Source organism: Colwellia sp. MB02u-9 (genome assembly GCF_014077085.1).
Taxonomy (GTDB): domain Bacteria; phylum Pseudomonadota; class Gammaproteobacteria; order Enterobacterales; family Alteromonadaceae; genus Cognaticolwellia.
In genome coordinates, this window is the sequence record NZ_JACGVF010000093.1 from 39454 (window position 1) to 57826 (window position 18373).

Annotated in this window: 18 protein-coding genes; 8 read left to right on the forward strand and 10 right to left on the reverse strand. The window is 39.5% G+C overall.

Annotation, left to right across the window (positions count from 1 at the left end; all coding sequences use genetic code 11):
- Positions 1-469: 469 nt before the first annotated feature.
- A complete protein-coding gene (gene pgm / locus H4J65_RS08455; protein WP_182197499.1) occupies positions 470-2116 on the reverse strand; it encodes a phosphoglucomutase (alpha-D-glucose-1,6-bisphosphate-dependent) in 1647 nt (548 codons plus the stop codon).
- Between the two features lie 73 nt (positions 2117-2189).
- Positions 2190-2741 (reverse strand): replication initiation negative regulator SeqA, encoded by a 552-nt coding sequence (seqA, locus tag H4J65_RS08460; RefSeq protein WP_182136114.1) that lies wholly within the window; start codon positions 2739-2741, stop codon positions 2190-2192.
- Between the two features lie 264 nt (positions 2742-3005).
- Here seqA and H4J65_RS08465 point away from each other — a divergent pair, with 264 nt between their 5' ends.
- The 5 genes from H4J65_RS08465 to H4J65_RS08485 all read left to right on the forward strand — a co-directional run bounded on the left by H4J65_RS08465 (position 3006) and on the right by H4J65_RS08485 (position 6251).
- Positions 3006-3773: an alpha/beta fold hydrolase gene (locus H4J65_RS08465; protein ID WP_182197501.1), complete on the forward strand. Its 768-nt coding sequence runs from the start codon at positions 3006-3008 to the stop codon at positions 3771-3773.
- A 181-nt stretch (positions 3774-3954) separates the two neighbouring features.
- A complete protein-coding gene (locus H4J65_RS08470; RefSeq protein WP_182136116.1) occupies positions 3955-4176 on the forward strand; it encodes a DUF2788 domain-containing protein in 222 nt (73 codons plus the stop codon).
- Positions 4177-4188: 12 nt separating this feature from the next.
- Positions 4189-4476 carry a LexA regulated protein gene (gene ybfE, locus H4J65_RS08475; RefSeq protein ID WP_182136117.1) on the forward strand — a complete coding sequence of 96 codons (288 nt, stop codon included), beginning with the start codon at positions 4189-4191 and terminating at the stop codon, positions 4474-4476.
- Positions 4477-4499: 23 nt separating this feature from the next.
- Positions 4500-5027: a flavodoxin FldA gene (gene fldA / locus H4J65_RS08480; protein ID WP_182136118.1), complete on the forward strand. Its 528-nt coding sequence runs from the start codon at positions 4500-4502 to the stop codon at positions 5025-5027.
- Positions 5028-5486: 459 nt separating this feature from the next.
- Positions 5487-6251 carry an ABC transporter substrate-binding protein gene (locus tag H4J65_RS08485; protein WP_182197503.1) on the forward strand — a complete coding sequence of 255 codons (765 nt, stop codon included), beginning with the start codon at positions 5487-5489 and terminating at the stop codon, positions 6249-6251.
- Between the two features lie 232 nt (positions 6252-6483).
- On the opposite strand, the gene H4J65_RS08490 is transcribed toward H4J65_RS08485, so the two are convergent.
- Complete coding sequence (locus H4J65_RS08490) at positions 6484-7167, reverse strand: sulfite exporter TauE/SafE family protein (RefSeq protein ID WP_182197505.1); 684 nt, start codon at positions 7165-7167, stop codon at positions 6484-6486.
- A 271-nt stretch (positions 7168-7438) separates the two neighbouring features.
- Here H4J65_RS08490 and H4J65_RS08495 point away from each other — a divergent pair, with 271 nt between their 5' ends.
- Both H4J65_RS08495 and hflX read left to right on the forward strand, forming a co-directional pair.
- Entirely contained in the window at positions 7439-8491 is a 1053-nt protein-coding gene (locus H4J65_RS08495; protein WP_182197516.1) for a sensor domain-containing diguanylate cyclase, read from the forward strand.
- A 605-nt stretch (positions 8492-9096) separates the two neighbouring features.
- Positions 9097-10464 carry a GTPase HflX gene (hflX, locus tag H4J65_RS08500; protein WP_182197519.1) on the forward strand — a complete coding sequence of 456 codons (1368 nt, stop codon included), beginning with the start codon at positions 9097-9099 and terminating at the stop codon, positions 10462-10464.
- A gap of 198 nt (positions 10465-10662) precedes the next feature.
- On the opposite strand, the gene H4J65_RS08505 is transcribed toward hflX, so the two are convergent.
- Positions 10663-11118 carry a DUF4442 domain-containing protein gene (locus tag H4J65_RS08505; RefSeq protein WP_182185271.1) on the reverse strand — a complete coding sequence of 152 codons (456 nt, stop codon included), beginning with the start codon at positions 11116-11118 and terminating at the stop codon, positions 10663-10665.
- Between the two features lie 211 nt (positions 11119-11329).
- Between H4J65_RS08505 and fur the strand changes: the two genes are divergently transcribed.
- Positions 11330-11773, forward strand: a complete 444-nt coding sequence (gene fur, locus H4J65_RS08510) for a ferric iron uptake transcriptional regulator (RefSeq protein WP_182136124.1) — start codon at positions 11330-11332, stop codon at positions 11771-11773.
- 192 nt (positions 11774-11965) lie between these two features.
- On the opposite strand, the gene H4J65_RS08515 is transcribed toward fur, so the two are convergent.
- The 6 genes from H4J65_RS08515 to H4J65_RS08540 form a co-directional block, all read right to left on the reverse strand.
- Entirely contained in the window at positions 11966-13075 is a 1110-nt protein-coding gene (locus tag H4J65_RS08515; RefSeq protein ID WP_182197522.1) for a HupE/UreJ family protein, read from the reverse strand.
- Positions 13076-13122: 47 nt separating this feature from the next.
- Positions 13123-14223: a lipopolysaccharide assembly protein LapB gene (locus H4J65_RS08520; protein WP_259367567.1), complete on the reverse strand. Its 1101-nt coding sequence runs from the start codon at positions 14221-14223 to the stop codon at positions 13123-13125.
- A 36-nt stretch (positions 14224-14259) separates the two neighbouring features.
- On the reverse strand, positions 14260-14802 hold the full coding sequence (locus H4J65_RS08525; protein ID WP_182197525.1) for an Ig-like domain-containing protein: 543 nt from the start codon (positions 14800-14802) through the stop codon (positions 14260-14262).
- Positions 14803-14813: 11 nt separating this feature from the next.
- Entirely contained in the window at positions 14814-16406 is a 1593-nt protein-coding gene (locus H4J65_RS08530) for a DUF4331 domain-containing protein (protein WP_182197527.1), read from the reverse strand.
- Positions 16407-16967: 561 nt separating this feature from the next.
- The gene (locus tag H4J65_RS08535; RefSeq protein WP_182197530.1) at positions 16968-17666 is read right to left on the reverse strand and encodes an anti-sigma factor domain-containing protein; all 699 of its coding nucleotides are present in this window, start codon (positions 17664-17666) and stop codon (positions 16968-16970) included.
- Positions 17663-18193 (reverse strand): RNA polymerase sigma factor, encoded by a 531-nt coding sequence (locus H4J65_RS08540; protein ID WP_182197532.1) that lies wholly within the window; start codon positions 18191-18193, stop codon positions 17663-17665. The genes H4J65_RS08535 and H4J65_RS08540 overlap by 4 nt, the downstream gene beginning before the upstream one ends.
- Positions 18194-18373 lie beyond the last annotated feature (180 nt).

Sequence of the window (18373 nt, forward strand, 5' to 3'; positions counted from 1 at the left end):
GGAAAGCTAATATCTCGCTAACTAATTGACTAGTAGATATTTTTTAATGAATACAACAAGAATAAAGCTTGTTATATTCATCTTAACCCGCACCACAATACTTGATAATATACTAAGCGTAAATAAAACTACCTTAACGTCTTGTTACATTCATCTTAACCCGCACCACAATACTTGATAATATACTAAGCGTAAATAAAACTACCTTAACGTCTTGTTACATTCATCTTAACCCGCACCACAATACTTGATAATACACTAAGCGTAAATAAGACTACCTTAACATCTTGTTACATTCATCTTAACCCGCACCACAATACTTGATAATACACTAAGCGTAAATAAGACGACCTTGAGTATCATAAGAACAGAAAGTAATAGATAAATATTAGAATGACATAACGATAAATAAAGTCATCCACTCGCAACTTTATTTAACATCATTCTAACCATATTTTTTATGCTTGTATTACAAACCAGCAGCCACAAAGGCAGCACTGACAAGTTTTTGTGCATCGCTAATAATTAACTGTAAATGCGCATCATCAATAAAACTTTCTGCGTATATTTTATAAATATCTTCAGTGCCTGACGGGCGAGCAGCAAACCAACCATTTTCAGTACACACTTTAATGCCACCAATAGCGGCATTGTTACCGGGTGCATGTGACAATATTTGGCTGATTTTCTCACCCGCTAACACATCAGTAGTAATAGCATCGGCGGTTAGTGCCGTCAGTACCTGCTTTTGTTGCAAGTTAGCGACCGCCTCAACACGGCCATAACAGGGCTCGCCTAATTGCTTAGCTAATGCTTGATATAATTGATAAGGGTCTTTACCGGTAACGGCAAGCATTTCAGCCGCGAGTAAGGTCATCACAAAACCATCTTTGTCTGTGGTCCAACAGCTGCCGTCACGGGCGATAAATGTCGCACCGGCGCTTTCTTCACCGCCAAAGGCATAGCTTGCATCATGTAAACCATCAACAAACCATTTAAAACCAACAGGTACTTCTGAAAGAGGACGGTCAATAAGCTTGGCAACACGGTCAATTAGCGAACTAGAGACCAGTGTTTTACCTATTTTACAAGTTTTAGGCCAGTTTCGGTGGGTCATTAAATAGTGAATAGACACGGCTAAGTAATGATTAGGGTTCATCAAACCACCGGTTTTAGTCACAATACCGTGGCGGTCAAAATCAGGATCGTTGCCGACGGCAATATCAAACTTGTCTTTCAAAGCAATTAAGCCTGCCATGGCATAAGGTGATGAACAATCCATGCGAATTTTGCCATCTTTATCTAATGGCATAAAAGCAAAACTTGCATCAACCACTGGATTGACTACGTCTAATTTTAAACCATATTTTTTAGCGATTACCGGCCAATAGTGAATACCTGAGCCCCCTAAAGGGTCAACACCAATATGTATACCTGCTTTTGCAATCGCTTCCATATCAACTACTTGGCTTAATTGCTCAACATAAAATGTGATAAAGTCTTCACGAGTCAGTAATGCTGACTTTAGTGCTTGGGTATAATCAAGGCGTTTAACATCAAGCAGTTTATTCGCAATTATTTCGTTCGCACGCTGCTCAATAACTTGGGTTATTTCACCTTCAGCTGGACCTCCATGAGGAGGATTATATTTAATGCCGCCATCGCTGGGTGGATTATGCGAAGGCGTGATGATCAAACCATCAGCTTGGCTTGACTGGGTTTTATTATGGACAATAATCAAGCGTGAAATAACCGGCGTTGGCGTAAAGCCATCATCGTCTTGAATAACAACAGGGACATTATTGGCGATCAATACTGAAATAGCAGAAGCAAAGGCTGGCTCAGATAACGCATGGGTATCTTTACCTAAATAAAGTGGCCCATTAAAGCCTTGCGCTAAACGATATTCAGCTACTGCCTGACAAATAGCTTCAATATGCTGCTGATTAAAGCTTAATTTACTGGCATTACCACGATGCCCAGAAGTACCAAAAGTCACTTTTTGCTCGGCAATGTCAACATTAGGTGTTTGTAAAAAATAGTCGCTAACCAAACGACCAAGGTTAATTCTATCTATCGGTCTTGCTAGTTTGCCTGCATGTTGATGAATGGTCATTTAATTTCCTTATCCCTTATAAAAATTTAAGCCGTATACCTTACTTGATCACAGATTAATATCACCATGATAACTAAAGTAAATCGCGAATGTCTTCGACATCTTGCTCGTTATAGCCTAATGCTCGACTGACTTCGGTCAACATCATTTTTTTACGGGTAGTGTTTGAGTTTGTAATCACCCAAAATGGGCTTTCTGGGATCTGACGAGGCTTAGTACTGCTGCCACTAGCCACTAATTCTGCTTCACTGGCCGCAAAATATAAACGGTCACGACCTCTGATCTGACAAGCGACTGAAAAACGCTGGCCGTGCACCCGATGTAATGCCGCTAATACCAGTAAAAATCGACCTACAGCGCCACGCTGCATAGCCAACTCTTCTCTATTGATGTAATGAAATACTGAGCCATTAACATCAACCTTTGCATCAGCTACTGGCTCTTCAACAACTGCTTCTACAATTTGTTCAACAACTTCTACTTTAACGGCAGCTACAACCTCAGCATTGTTTTGGCTGGGTAAATTAATTAGACGACGTAATATCGACGAGGCACTTTCGCCAATATACTGGGTATTTGAGGCAATATGTTGATAAAGTTCTTCATCTATTTCGATGTTTTTCATTGATGACCCTAGGAAAATTATGATAGATCGCGGCAAGATTATACTTGCGTTAATAATAAGTCTCTATAGTGGATTAACAAATGATGGAAATATTTTTCAAAAAGCCATTGGGTAAGCTCTTAAAATTAAATATTAGCCACCACAATCAGCACGCTCAAATCGATATACTGCTTGATTTTAATAAAATTTAATTTAGATTTTATTACCTCAAAATGTAAAAATAAGCACAGTTTTATTCCTTAAATAACACCATAAGAGACTCCAATGGCAAAGCTTTTAAACTATCAACAATCTGGCAGCGGTAAAAACATTATCCTTATCCATGGTTTATTTGGCCGCTTAGAAAACCTCAATATGGTGGCAAAAGCCTTAGCGGAAAATTATCGAGTCACCAGTGTTGATGTCCGTAACCATGGCGACTCATTTCACGATAGTGTGATGAACTACTCAACCATGGCACAAGACATCATTGATATTATGCAGCACCTAGCCATCAATAGTGCCGTAGTCTTGGGGCATTCTATGGGCGGAAAAATAGCCATGGAATTAGCCCTTACTGCGCCAGCGCTAGTTGAAAAGTTAATTGTTGCCGATATAGCCCCGGCTGAATACCCACCGCACCATAAGCAAATAATTGCTGGCTTAAGGTCACTTGACTTTACCACGATAAAACAACGTAAAGACGCGGATAAACAGCTCAGCCAATATGTTGACAATCTCAGCGTGCGACAATTTTTATTGCGTAATTTAAGTAGCGAAAATGGCCAGTTTTCTTTTAAATGTAATATTGAAAACATAGCAAAAAATTATCCACATATAATGACAGCTTATCAAGGCAGCAATAGCTATCAAGGCCCCACCCTGTTTATCAAAGGGGCTAATTCTGACTATATATTGCCCGAACACCGCACTGCAATATTACGCTTATTTCCACAGAGTCGTGCTCGCGTTATTCAAGGGGCTGGGCATTGGTTACATGCTGAAAAAACGCTTGCCTTTAATCGCAGCGTTGAAGGATTTTTAACAAGTTAATTGATCTAGCGCTAATACCAAACAGTATAACTTTGTATAATTAGCGAGATAAAATTATTTTATACTCATAGGCGCCAAAATAGCAAAATAATGCTGACAAAGTGGTTACTCAGGTAACAAAAATAATGTCTTTAAAAGCCGTAATATGCTATAGTGCGCCCTGAAAATTTTAGGGTTAAATATGTTAGCAGAACACTTCGAATTAATTGAAACCATTGGGCTAAATTTATTTTTTGCTTTTATCTTTATTTTCATTGGCTTATCAATGCATGATGTAATGAAAAAAAACGATGTACCTAAGATCGGAAAGATAGTTGTTTATTTTGTATTATTTTTAGGGTGTGCTGGATTTATCGCAAAAGGCATCATTCAGTTTATTTGGGAAAGCCAAGGCGTTGGGTAAGTAAGTAATAAGATGGCAAAAGAAGTAGCAGATTTAACGACCATTGACTTATTTAGCGATGAAAAGCGACCGGGGCGACCAAAAACGAACCCCCATTCACGCAGCGTGCAAGTAAAAATAAACAAACGCAATCAGGTCAAGCGCGATAAGAACAATGGCTTAAAGCGAATAGAGTTTAAATTACATCAAGATGTATATGAACGCTTAGACGCTTTAGCAAATGATAAAGGTGTTAGTCGAAGTGAATTAATAGAAGCCCTATTAGTTCAGTCGCTTGATGCCAACGATATTAAAGTTTAGTTAGCTATAAAAAGGTTAAATTGATGGCAATTGTAGGTTTATTTTTCGGAAGTGACACAGGCAACACCGAAGCCGTAGGCAAAATGATCCAAAAAAAATTGGGTAAAAGCCTTGTCGATGTTAGAGATATCGCCAAAAGTACCAAAGAAGAAATCGCTGAGTTCGATTTAATAATTTTAGGTATTCCTACCTGGTATTATGGCGAAAACCAATGTGATTGGGATGACTTCTTACCTGAATTAGAAGAAATTGATTTTACCGACAAACTCGTGGCTATTTTCGGTTTAGGCGATCAAGAAGATTACTCTGAGTACTTCTGTGATGCGATGGAACCATTGCGTGATATCGTGGAATCAAAGGGCGCTATTATTGTTGGTAACTGGCCAACCAAGGGTTATGAATTTGAAGCCTCTAAAGGCTTAGTTGACGAAAACACCTTTATCGGTTTATGTATTGATGAAGACCGTCAGCCTGAACTAACCGCCGAGCGCGTCGATACTTGGGTTAAACAAATTTACGATGAACTATGTTTAGCTGAGTTAGCAGACTAACGCTTTAACCGTAAACTACATTGTATTGAAAGAGCCAGCGGTTAGCTGGCTTTTTTGTTGCTATTATAGCTAATACCAACCTCACTAATTATCTGATCATTTTTACTCGTTAAAACAACCCACTACTGCGTATAAAGTAGACCACCTAGTTAATGAAATTGGTATAACAAAACCTGCTATACGCTTGCAGCCGGACATGCGTTTCAAGGTATATACATTAATTTTCAACCCTTCATCTAAAAAAACTAGCAAACAAAAAATGTAGCCATAGTAGCGCATAAGCGCTTGAGAGAAAGGCAATGGCGGTTGACTATCACTATAGTCCAAGGCATTTAATAGTTAGCACTTAGTAATGCTGCTCCTAATTAAGTTTAATTATTTGATTTTAATAATTAAACTTAATTAATATCGTGAATCTTGCTATCATGATCTTCCGATGGTTTGGTACTGATCTTTCTAATGAAAATATTTATTTTAAAATCAATTTTGTTGTTTTTTTTAGTGCTTCCTCAGCTGAAGGCATTTCAATCTCCATCGGCCATTGAAAACATCACTTTTTATACTGAGATTTATCCGCCAGCCAATTATTTAATCAATGATGAACTCAAAGGCATTTCAGCAGATACGTTAAAAGCTATCTGGAAAAATTTAGACATACCTGAGCAAGAAGTACTGCTAGTGCCATGGGCACGTGGCTATAAATTTACTTTAGATAAAAGTAATACCGCTTTATTTACTGTGTCTAAAACTCAACCACGTGAAAAGCTATTTAAATGGGTTGGGCCTTTTTTTCATTCTACTCATGTCTTAATTGCCAAAAAATCAAAAAACTTTAATTTTTCCAACCTACAACAAGTGTTTAATCATACTGTTGTAGCGGTAAAGGATGATATTTCCGGTATTTCGCTACATAAAATGGGTTTTCCTGCGGCTAGTCTTGCAGAAATTTCACAACTAGAACAAGCCTTTTTGTTGATGCAATCAGGTCGTGTAGACATGATGGTTACCTCTATTCATGCTTTTGAGCATTTAGCGAAAAAAAGCAACTTAAATACTGATGCCTATGAACAGGTTTGGCAGGTCAACAAAACAGGTAATTACTTGGCATTTAATATCAATACACCCGATCACATAATACAAAGCTACCAGCGAGCCTTTGATAATATTGCTAAGCAGCGATTAACCATTAAACAACAATATGACTTGTCTCCAGCTGAGTACTAATTAACAGTTTTTTTAGCTATAAAAGGACTTTAGCCATAATAAACTTGTTTTTTCAGCTACTAATTTTCATGGTTAAAAGTGACTTAGCCAGTTTCCTCTGAAAAAGCCTTACCTTACCTGATCAGATATAAGATAAGTATTTCAGCAATCGACTCACCTTGATTCAAACTCAGTTTATCCTAGTTACTGGCTAGCAATGTTGTAGGATAAAAATCCTGTGCTCTGCCCTCTGTTAAGCTAAATAAGTCGCGAAAAAGAAATATAATGTCGTCGCAACACTTATCACAATAACACCACCTCTGACCTGCTTTTGTGGTAGTTGGCGTGATATATTCGCCGCCATATAGCCTCCTACTAACGTGCCACATAACAAAACAGTACCTTCATACCAGACAATAACGTCATTATAAATAAACAGGGCGATGGCAATTAATGACACTGCCGCTGACACTAATAATTTCAATCCATTCATTGCATTGATGTTGGTATGGCCTGCTAATGCTAAATAGCTGAGTATAATGATACCCAGTCCCGCGTTAAAAAAACCGCCATAAATAGACACTCCCAAGAGTAGTATTAACAGTAAAACCCCACCAATAGCAGATGCGTGTTGGTGCTTAGTCGCTATTTTTTTAAACCCTGCATTAAGCTGAGCACCAAAAACACCCCCTAGTAAACTGATAACGATGATGAGTAAGAGTTCATCTTTATGCGCAGCAAGCTCTTTTCGAAAGGCATAAGTACCGCTCATATAACCGGCGCACGACGCAAAAGTATTGGTCGCATTAGCCATAATAGGAGGAATACCGACAAAGATAAGCGCGGGAAAGGTAATAAAACTTCCACCGCCGGCAATCGAGTTAACAACACCACCAAAAAAACCGGCAAGGAACAAAAATATGAGTTCAAATGACATGATTAATAATAAGCCTGTAAAGATGAAAATGAGTTAAACGGTAGCATATTTTCTTTCAGCCCCCAGATACTGGCAAGTAAAATGCCTGTGTGATGTTCAATCCTAACCTGATTTCATCCATTTGAATATTATATATGATGACGGCTTGACTACTATTTGACTAATGATTGACTAGAGTTTCATCACTGAATAATAGAAATTAATCGACAAAAGAGACAAAGCGATATAGTTTAGCTGTATCATTTACAGCATCCATAACTGACGGATTAACTTGATCTATTTCAAAGATGCCCACCCTCTTGGAAAAATTAATCATATTCCTAGAATTGTTGCAACCATGTATGCTTTGTCCATTTCGGTGCAAATTTTAGGAGCAAATATCTTTGATATACATTATATCTGGATTATTCCCTTGTGCCTTTTATGGCCACATCTTGCCCTGACAGCAACCAACCTGTCTGCAAATGGACGAAAACAGGAAGAGATAAACATGCATTTAGATGCTTTGTTTGCTTGCCTGATGATACTGGTTACACCGATTTATTCCTTTACTTCAACGATGATCACATTATTGATTGCAAACGCGCTATTTGTTGGTGGCTTTCGTGCCATGTTAACTACGCTATTAGTGATGATCACAATTTTTGCTCTAGCTTTTGCTATCTTGCCTGAATTGCACTTTTTGGATGAAGAATACAATACTATTATTACCAGTAGTTTTTTCTTGCTTATTTACTTGTGTTCATTCGCTCTAACGGTTTTTCGACTTACGCATCGATTAATTAAGCTCAATAAAAAAGTTAAAACACTCTCGGTAACCGACCCATTAACTGGCTGCTACAATCGATTATACTTGGATAATAATTTGGCCAAAGAACTACAGCGTACTTATCGTTTTAAAAATCAAGTTACTGTGCTGTTTGCAGATTTAGACCATTTTAAAAAAATTAATGATCAACAAGGTCACAATACTGGCGACAGGGTACTAAAAAAATTCGTACAGATAGTTAATACATGTATTCGCAATGACGTTGACTGGATAGCCCGTTATGGTGGAGAAGAATTTATTATTATCTTACCCAACACCGACGCAGAATCAGGTGCCATCACGGCCAATCGTATCCGAGAAGCCATCAGTCAATATAAATTTGTTTCAGACGAGAGCTATTTTCAAGTTAGTTGTAGTTTTGGTGTCTCAGAAACTTATCTCGATAATGATGAATTAAACATAGAACAACTGACTAATCAGGCTGATCAAGCGCTTTATAAGGCGAAAGATAAAGGTCGAAATCGCGTTGAAATATTTTACCAAACGAAACTTTGAAAGGTTAATCGCTAGATACCCGTACATAAATGATCAAACGCTAAGTAACAAACTTTATTGCTTAATGATTTTAATAACAGCACAAGCGTGACTTCTTCTGACTAAGTTAACTTGATGCTTATCACCACTTAATTTTTTTATTATGGCTTGTTCTGTTTCAGTTCGCCAAAAAAATACGGTCAGGCATGAGCTGTTTTATTCAATCAAAAAACTTCGCTTTTTCTTCAAACTAGCTCGCCTTAAGGTTTAAAGCTCAACCGTATTAACTCCTAACGGTAATAACTTACAAGGGAAATAAAGTCTAAGCGCTATTAACGTCTAACAAGCCAACTGACGATTAGTTATTTCGTCCCCTCACACACTCACAAGGTGAACCAGTGGCTAAAAAGTGTTCATCATAAAACACCGGCTCACCTTGGCCTTAAGGCATTATGGCCTAAATACGCTGTTTAATGAGTTAACTGATATCTCAATATATCGACAATTTTTCGCTTACAACAATTTAGTCTGCAATTACTCTATAAAGCTTACCTATAACAGCGTAGGATGAGGTAACTTTAGATATAAATTAGGGCTGCACTTAACGTGCACTAACATAAAAAATTATGCAACTAACAGCAAAAGCATCACTGACTAACGCGTTACTTATTTCTATTTGCACACCGAATTTTAAAGGTGATGAAGCAACCGAGTCACTTGCAGAGCTTGCCCGCTTAGTCACTACTTTAGGCTTTAAAGTAGTAGGTACACAATCGCAAAAGCTGAGTTCTACCCAAAAAGTGAATGTACTCGGTTTAGGAAAACTGGCTGAAATAGCGCAACTCACCGGTAACAAGGGTGTGGTTGAAGGCTTAGAAGAGGATGAAAACTTAGAAGAAGATGCAGAATTCACCCTTAACCCTGTAAATGTTCCATCGGATAACCTGCCGTTTGCCTGCGCTGATGTGGTGGTATTTGATTGTGATTTAAGCCCATCTCAGCTACGTAATGTCGAGAATCAGTTAGGCGTAGAGGTGTTTGATCGTACCGGCATTATTATTGAAATATTTAGTCGCCATGCTCGGACCAAAACAGCGAAATTACAAGTTGAAATTGCTCGGCTTAATTATGTTGCACCGCGCCTTCGTGAAACATCAACGGGTGATAAAGAACGTCAAATGGGTAAAGGCGCTGGCGAAACTACACTAGAGCTAAACCGCCGTGCAGTTCGCGACCAATTAGCCGAACTCAAGCGTGAGTTAGTCAGTGTTCAAGACGAAATGAAAGGCCGACGTAGCCAACGTTCTGAGCTTTTTTGTGTCGCTTTAGTGGGTTATACCAATGCCGGCAAGTCATCGATGATGCGAGCCATAACCGGTAGTGATGTCGAAGGTGAAAACAAACTTTTTGCCACCCTTGACACCACAGTTCGTGCCTTATATCCCATCACTCAACCACGAATATTAGTCTCAGATACTGTCGGTTTTATTAAAAAATTACCACACGATTTAGTCGCCTCATTTCATTCCACTTTAGCAGAAGCCCATGATGCATCATTATTGCTCTATGTGGTTGATGCTGCCGATCCTTCATTTCGTGCACAACTCGATGTCGTTCATGACGTATTAGAAGAAGTGGGTGTTGAAGACAGTAAAAAATTACTGGTACTCAACAAATCAGACCAACTGAGCCTTGAGCAACAACAAGCGCTGATGGAAGAGTTCCCTGATGCTATGATGACTTCAACCCGTAATCCCGCTGATATCAGTAAATTGCATAAATATATTGTTGGCGTTGCACAGGACGAGATGATTGAAGACGAAGTTATTATCCCCTATACCGCTAAAGGTATCATAGGTGAAATTCGTTCAAATATGAGTGTTATTAAAGAAGAATATGAATACAGCCATATTAAGCTTACTGTACGTTCAAATGCGATTGATTTAGAAAGATTAAAGAAGAGCATGCTAGGTTTATCAACTGATGACTCATAAAGCGTAAGTTATAAGTCATCAATGCTAGTGCATCAACGGCACAGTAATTAACTGTTCTCACGGGGACACATTAACCCATGTGTTCCCGTTTTTGGTCTAATAATCAAAATAAAGCTCACGCCTGCTTTACTTTAGCTAACTTATTAGCATAAATGATTAAAATTTTAACCCCAAGTATTAGTCACTTTACAGCCATTATTACGCTGGTTTTTTTCTGCGAATATAGAGTTTTCTATTGAGCTTAGCGACAATTTCGCCTTGCGCATCTTTTACATACACCGGAATTTCAGGCAGATATTTTTCGCCTTGCGCGGTCTGGGTCAAAATATCGGCAATCAAAGCATCGGTAATGAAAAATTCTGCGGTTACTGTGCCCTTGCCGGGTTTAATATAATCGATGTCTGCTGACTTATCCCAAACGATATAATCTTTTCCCAATCGCGCCATTACCAATAACATGCAGAAGGGATCTGTCATTGCATATAACGAACCACCAAAATGTACACCAACCGCATTTTGGTTAAACATGTTTAATTTTAAACGCACTTTGGCTTGACGAAAATCCTCAGAAACATCAACAACACGAATGCCAGTAAATAGAAATGGTGGCCAGATATTTAGTAATAATTTCATTTGCCAAGCTTTTTTAAACATAGGTTTTCCTCAAAGGTGGAATAAAAACGTGAGTACTGAGATAAACGCTAAGGTTTATATCCTCATACTCGTCAGACCAGCAAAGTATTATGACGTTTTAAGCCAATAAAACCAACAAAATAGACAATCATTTACAACTAGCCCTTTCAACCGAGCCCATAACCCCCTATAATTTTCACTATATTTAAAGCAGATGTAGAGACCAAAATTAATGCCTGAACAAAATGAAGAACTAAAAAGAGCTGGACTAAAAATTACTCTGCCGCGCATTAAAATTTTGGCCATTTTACAAAACCCCAATAACCAGCACATCAGTGCTGAAGACGTATACAAACTTTTGCTTGAGCATAATGAAGAAATTGGTTTGGCGACAGTATATCGCGTATTAAACCAATTTGATGATGCAGGTATTGTCACTCGTCATCATTTTGAAGGTGGTAAATCAGTATTTGAACTAAGTCATAAGAAACACCATGATCACTTAGTGTGTTTGAATTGCGGTAAAGTGATTGAATTTGAAGATGATGTAATCGAACAGCGCCAAGAAGACGTGGCAAAATTTCATAAAGTGAAATTGACCAATCACAGTTTATACTTGTATGGCGAATGTGAAGATGAAGTAGCGTGCGAGAAATATCGTAAAGCGCAGTCTTAAAGCGCAGACAAAATAACAAATAAAAAGCCCTAGTTATTAAGTTAACTAGGGCTTTTTATTTTCAAGAAGAGCGGTATATATATAGAATAGTAACGCAAGTTATCGCTCACTTAGTGAGAATACACTGTCGTTAAACCGCTACTACCTAAGCTAACATCAAGCTAACGCAGCGCAGCTAAACGCTAATCAAACTCACCAACGCTCAATACTCCACTGCACCGCCATCAAGGCAATCAATAAAGAACCTAACGGCATCACGCCTTTGCTATAGAATTTTCTCTTGCGCAGTAAAATCAATACCGGTAGTAAAATAGCTAATATGGCTAACTGACCGATTTCCACACCAAGATTAAAGGCTAATATACTCAGCAATTGTTGATCAGCGGGTAAACCTAACTCGCCTAATACGCCAGCAAAGCCCATACCGTGTAACAAACCAAAAGCAAAGGTTAACCAAGCTAAACGTAGTACTAGAGGCCAAATATTATTCAGGGCAGCAAATAAAACGGATAAAGCAATGCCAAGTTCCACCCAACGACTACTTGGGCTTAACCAGCCTAAAGCGGTTGCGGTTAATGTCAGCGAATGGGCTAGGGTAAATGCGCTAATAATCCATACCGTATGGGTCAAAATAACCTTAACACTGGTAATAGCTTGCCACTGCTTGTTTTTACGTTCTAGTACCGCCGGCAACAATAGCGCTAACAAGAACAGAATATGATCAATACCGATCCAAATATGAATAATGCCTTGATAGACAAACTGCTTAAAAGTGGTCCGCCAACTTCCCTCACGTAAATCTATCGTTATTTTTCTGGTGTTATCATCCAAGACAAAGCTGTGCATATTGCTGCCATCACCAATGTTTAGCACCATTTCATGGCTACTATCTAAAGCAAATATCGCACTATATTTTATATTTAATGGCCCACTGATAGCACATTGTCCTGAAAAGTCAGTAACAGCGAAGGCTTCGTTAGCATGATCTTGTAAACGCTCTACAAGGTCGAAACGCAGGTTACATGTAAGCTTGTCTCGATTTAGTAATAAGTTTTCTGCTAAGTAACTGGCGATCTCAGCTTGGCGACTTTTTACTTCTCCCCAAGTTAACTTACCGTTGGCATTGACATCTAAACCCACCGCCAGTTCTAAATCAGCTAAACTCAATTGCCATTCGCCATTAATGCGACCTGTGTCGTCAATTTCGGCAATAATATAACTGGTGCTCAATTGATGAGCCGCCACGGTATTCGCTAATAATAACGACAGTCCGATTAAGGCTATTTTTAACCACTGGTGCATGTTTAATCTCACTACTGTTACTGCTTATTGGCTATAAGCTTTCTAGCTTATGCCTTCGTTGAAATTTTAAGGTCGGCTTGTGCTGCCATTGCGCGTTTAAGTATGCGTTTATCTGGGCCTAATTTAGCTTGTTGCCAATTTATTTTTGCCCAGTGCAAAGCTTTAATTGGGTCTGGCGCAATATCTAAATAATAACGGGCAATGTCGGCGGCATGGGCTGTGTCATTGCGCTGCAAGCGTATTTCAATGCGCTGGCTTAGTCGCTGCTGCCACACTTGTTTGTCTAGATTACTGGCTGAGTTACCGGCTTGCTCTGCCAAGGCTAAACGCAGTAATAATGCATCATCAAAACTGTCACTGGCTAATACAATCGGCCCTAACTTATCTAATACAATGTTACCTTGTTGTTGCTCCAAATGAATATCAGCCCATAACGCCAAATAACTCACCGGCGCTTGTGCTAAAGGAAAGTCTGACAAATGCTGAAGTGCTTGCTCTGGAAGCTGTTGTCGTTGGGCAAGATCAGCCAAAATTTGTTTAAGCCAGACATGCTGTTCACGTGGAATGTCGCCCGCCATATTAACCACGCGTTTTAGTTGCTGATAACTTTGGGCAACTTGTCCTTGTTCAGCATTAACTTCAAGTACACAAGCTGTGCTTAGCAAAAGACTGCCCTGCCCCAACACTTGTAAACAGGCTTGTTTAGCTGCCACTAAATCACCTTGAACCATGTGAATATTGGCTTTCATTAGCCAAGCGGCGACATGATCAGGCTGAAGCTGCAGTATTTCCAAAAGCAGTTGTTGTGCCTGATCAAACTCATGATAGTGCTGCAATACCGTAGCTGAATAAAATTGTAATTCTAAATCATTAGGATCAGCTAATAATAAGGGCTTAAGTAATGCGCTGGCGCGGCCATAATAGCGACTGGCTAAACCTGGTTTGCTCGCGTCACTGATCAGTTGCGCGATAAACACTTTTGGTTGTTCTGCGGGTTGAGGCACCGTCCAACTGGCAACGATACTTTGGTCTGATTGGGGTACATAACTTGCTGAGTATGCCGGGTGTGCGATAGTAATAAAAATCAATATTAATAAGGCGCGGCTGTAACCTTGTAGGTAAATGAGTATGGCCATATTATTATCCATAAAAGGGCGCCTTCCATGGCGCAGTCAAACTTTATTTTACTGTGGAAGCAAGTCGTCGTATGCCGCTGGATCCTCAACATCTTGAGTAAACGTACGACCATTTACGGCCAAAGGTTTATCATTAGATTGCTGATTAAAGGCTGCACGACTCGTACTATTAAAAGATACTGTCAGCGTTTCAATAGTAATGTTAACTGTACCAGTAACCGCAGTATTTACGCCGTCAGTCACTGAAAAAGTAAAGCTGTCACTACCGGTTACTTCGTTATTTGGCTGGTAAGTAAATCCACCATTGCCGCTAACAGTAACCACACCTAACATTGCCTGTTGATCAAGGCTAAAGCTTAAAGCGTCGCCATCTGCATCAGCTGCACTTAACATATCGGTAATCGGCGTTTCTGTTTGAGTAATCAAATCCACCGTTATCGTAGTAGGTGCCGCATTGGCTGGCTCGCTTGGCGCTTCATAACCATCATTACAGCCGGCAAGTACCAGAGTGGTCGCTAAACTTAACGCTATCACCTTAAGTTTAGGTGCTGCGATAATAGGCGACGCTGTGTTGCGTTTATTATATTGCATTAAAGTGCTCCTTATTCAGAACCGGGTAACGGCATAGCTAAATATGGGAAGCTAGTACCTGTCATAGATGCATCGCTAGGTGCGCCATCCGTAAAGGCGGCATTACCAACACTAGCCTGTTCTGGTGTACAGAAACCTAAGTTTGTCGGCACGCCATTCACTGGAATGTCATGACATAAAGCACCCATGACTACACGAAGTGCAATATCAACTACGTCATCACCTGGACGACGACCGTTTGGAAAACCCGCTAAATCGTTGCCAGCTACACCGAATGCAGATTGCTCGCTAGCTGGCTTTGCAGGAATACCTGTATTTAAGCGCAACATTTCAGAACCTGTAACGATTGATTGCTGGTTAACACCTTCAACTCCAGTCAAAAATGCCGCGATCAAATCAGTTCGTGGAAAGTTTGTTGGTGCCAGTGTTTCTAAATCAGTGCCAAGTCTAGTGTTTACTGCATCTTTAAACAGAATATTCAGTAACTCAGGTAACGTTGGGTGTGTGACATAATCGATAAACTGACCATCATTACTTGGATGCGAACTAGAAAATTTATCTTTATCTGCTAAACCGATAACCAACTCGTTTACTAGCGGTGAACCTAAACGTGAAACCTGAGTCATTGCACCACCGTTCACTTCAGTGCTATCAAAACTAGCATTAGGATTCAAAATTCTTGCTTGCGGCAAACTTGCGCTAGTCCAACTACCAATAACACCATTACCTTCGCCAATTAAACAAGCGGTTGGTACTTCAATAGCAATACTGGTGACGTTTTTATCAGCTAAATCATCATTCATTGATGACTGAGTAATACCGTCTGGGAAACCTTCTCCATCGCCATTACCACGAACACTGTCACCTTCAACAGGAACAAAGTTGACTAAATCAAAGACCTTACCCAAGTTAACAGTAAATGCATCTTTACGCTGACCAACGAACACTTTAGCCGGGACATCACATCCAGGGATAGTTGCTGAGTAAACAAAGCTATCGGCGTAAGTTTTATACTCTGCGGCGCTGCCAAATGATTTAGTACCAATATAATCTAGTGGCTTGCGAAAACTTGTGCCGCCTGTGTCCATATTAGTAACATCAACAGTAGTACCGGTGCGCATCGGGCCTGAAGTCATTTTAACCGTGTACTTTTCAGAGAAATTAGCTGCCCCTTGATTATCCGCCGTGATCTTACCGACATTCTTAAGCGGTACACCAACAGGTATTTGTTCACCTTCTGGACCTACCATCAAGGCAATACCCGCATTGTCATTGCCTAGCATCTGACTAAAATTAAAACTAAAAGTAATATCTTCAACGGCATCGCCATCACTGTCGATATGGATGTCATAAGTCGCAGCAGGATCCATAGCGAAATAGTTAGGTCCACCATAAGCATCTTGTAAAGGGATATAGTTCGCAATTAGGGTAACGTAATCACCACGCCCTGCTTCGTAACTATTGAATGAATAAAAATCTGTTGAATCTATTGTCGGCATGCGCGTAACATTAGGTGCTTCACGATGACTTGATGCTGTAACAGCTTGAGACAAGGTTGCACTCATAATTACCGAGGCAATAAGCGTTAATTTATATTTTTTCATGACGTTTCCTTTTTAATTTTATGATTCTTAGTAGTACTTTTTTTAGACTTCATATAGTTAAACGGTTGAGATTAAGTATTGGATGCAAAGAAAGTAATCTTTTTTTAAATTAATTATTTTTCCAAGCGATTAATCAGCTTAAACACGCTAATAGGTCATATTTATCTACCCGATTAAAAACCTGTCATAACTTATATACTGCTCTTATGTACCGCAGCACCTCTATGCTTTTATACTTTTGTGCTCTTTTATTGATAATGTTGTTCCAACCCAGACAACTTAATTAACTAACACAAGCTGATTTAAAGCCAGCTCGCAATAACACTGTATGCATTTGTGCTTTTATGACTAGGTTAGCTTTCAACTTGTGCTGTAATCCCGCTCAATATTTTTTAATGATTGACGATTCATCCAACACACTAATATCAGACCGCTAATGGATAAATTTATTTCAGGACAGTAAAAAAAAGTAAAAAAAAAGCGAAACTTGCGTTTCGCTTTTCACCTTATTTAGAACAGATCATGCGCTAGGTGTAAAACTCATTAGCGCTGATTAATAAACTAAAGCGTAACCAATTTAGAGGTATATAGCACGGTAGTAGGTGAACCATTAGGCGAGCCACCTAGCGGCTCTAAACTCACCGCCAAAGCAGCAATTTCAATTTGATCAAACAACTGAGGTTTACTTAAGGTCAATTTACCCGTTTTAGGTAATAAGCCTAAAGAGATAGGCGCTCTGCCATCTGCTGGTACTATCCATAATTGATAATCCGCATTAGCCTGCGCCACTAAGGTTTTAGTCGCTTGAATATCAATAGTGTCTGTGCCGATTTCTAGTGCCCATAGCAGCTCAGTTTGTTCATTATTTACTAAAGCGAGTTGTTGAGCATCCGGTGCTGATATGGGTTCAACATTGACTAATAATACCGCTAGCACCAAAGCAGCCGCTGACGCTAAACCTGCGATGCTTTGCCAAATCTTTGACTTGGCCTTGGTGAACGACACAATATTATTTTTTTCTGGCTCAGTAACAAACCCTAGCTGCTGTTCGATGCGCAGCCACACTGACACATCAGGTGTCACGGGTGAAATTTTTTCTCCTAAGCCATTTAGCTGCTGCTCCCAAGTTTGGGTAGCCTCGCTGATCGGCGGATATTGCATCATTAATTTTTGAAAGCGCTGACGAGCAGGTCCGCGTAAGGTACCTAATACGTATTCTGCAGCTAGGGCATTTTTGAGGTTTTCAGATAAATAATTCATGAGGTTAAGCAACTTTGTAAACTTGTAAGACCGCGTCTTATCCAGCTTTTAACCGTGCCCAAAGGATTATTGAGGTGTTTAACCACCTCCTGATGGGAGCAGCCATTGAAGTAGGCCAAATAAATAGCCTGACGTTGTTGCAGATCAAGTTTTTGCAAGCATTTGTCTAGTAACAGTTCTTCTATGTCATGGCTTTTCTCGGGCGTATCTAGTTCAACGCTGTCTTGCTCAAGTAATTCATCTTCTTTTCTAATTTTGTTATAGCGCAAAATATCTAGCGCCCGATAACGCACTATGCTGATCATCCAAGTCAACACTGTGCCCTTGCCCACTCGGTATTCTGATGCGTTATGCCAAATACGCACATAAGCCTCTTGCAAAGCTTCTTCAGCTAATTCTTTACGCGCTAACATTTTCAAGCTAACCGCATAAAGCTGTTTACTGGTGGTTTGATAAAGCGCTGAAAACGCCTTTTTATCGCCTTGAGCTATAGCGCCAAGTAAGGCTAGGTGCTGTTCATGTTCCATTATTTAGTGCTCTTTTTCTGAAGGAATAATTTATTGACGAGCAAGGATACTATACTAATTGATGATGATTTACCTACAACTCCATTTAGCTTCAAGCGATAAATTCCTTTTAAAACAAGCTAAAAACGCCCGATTATAAAATAAATAACGCGATTAAATAGTGCTATTATTTGCCTAGAT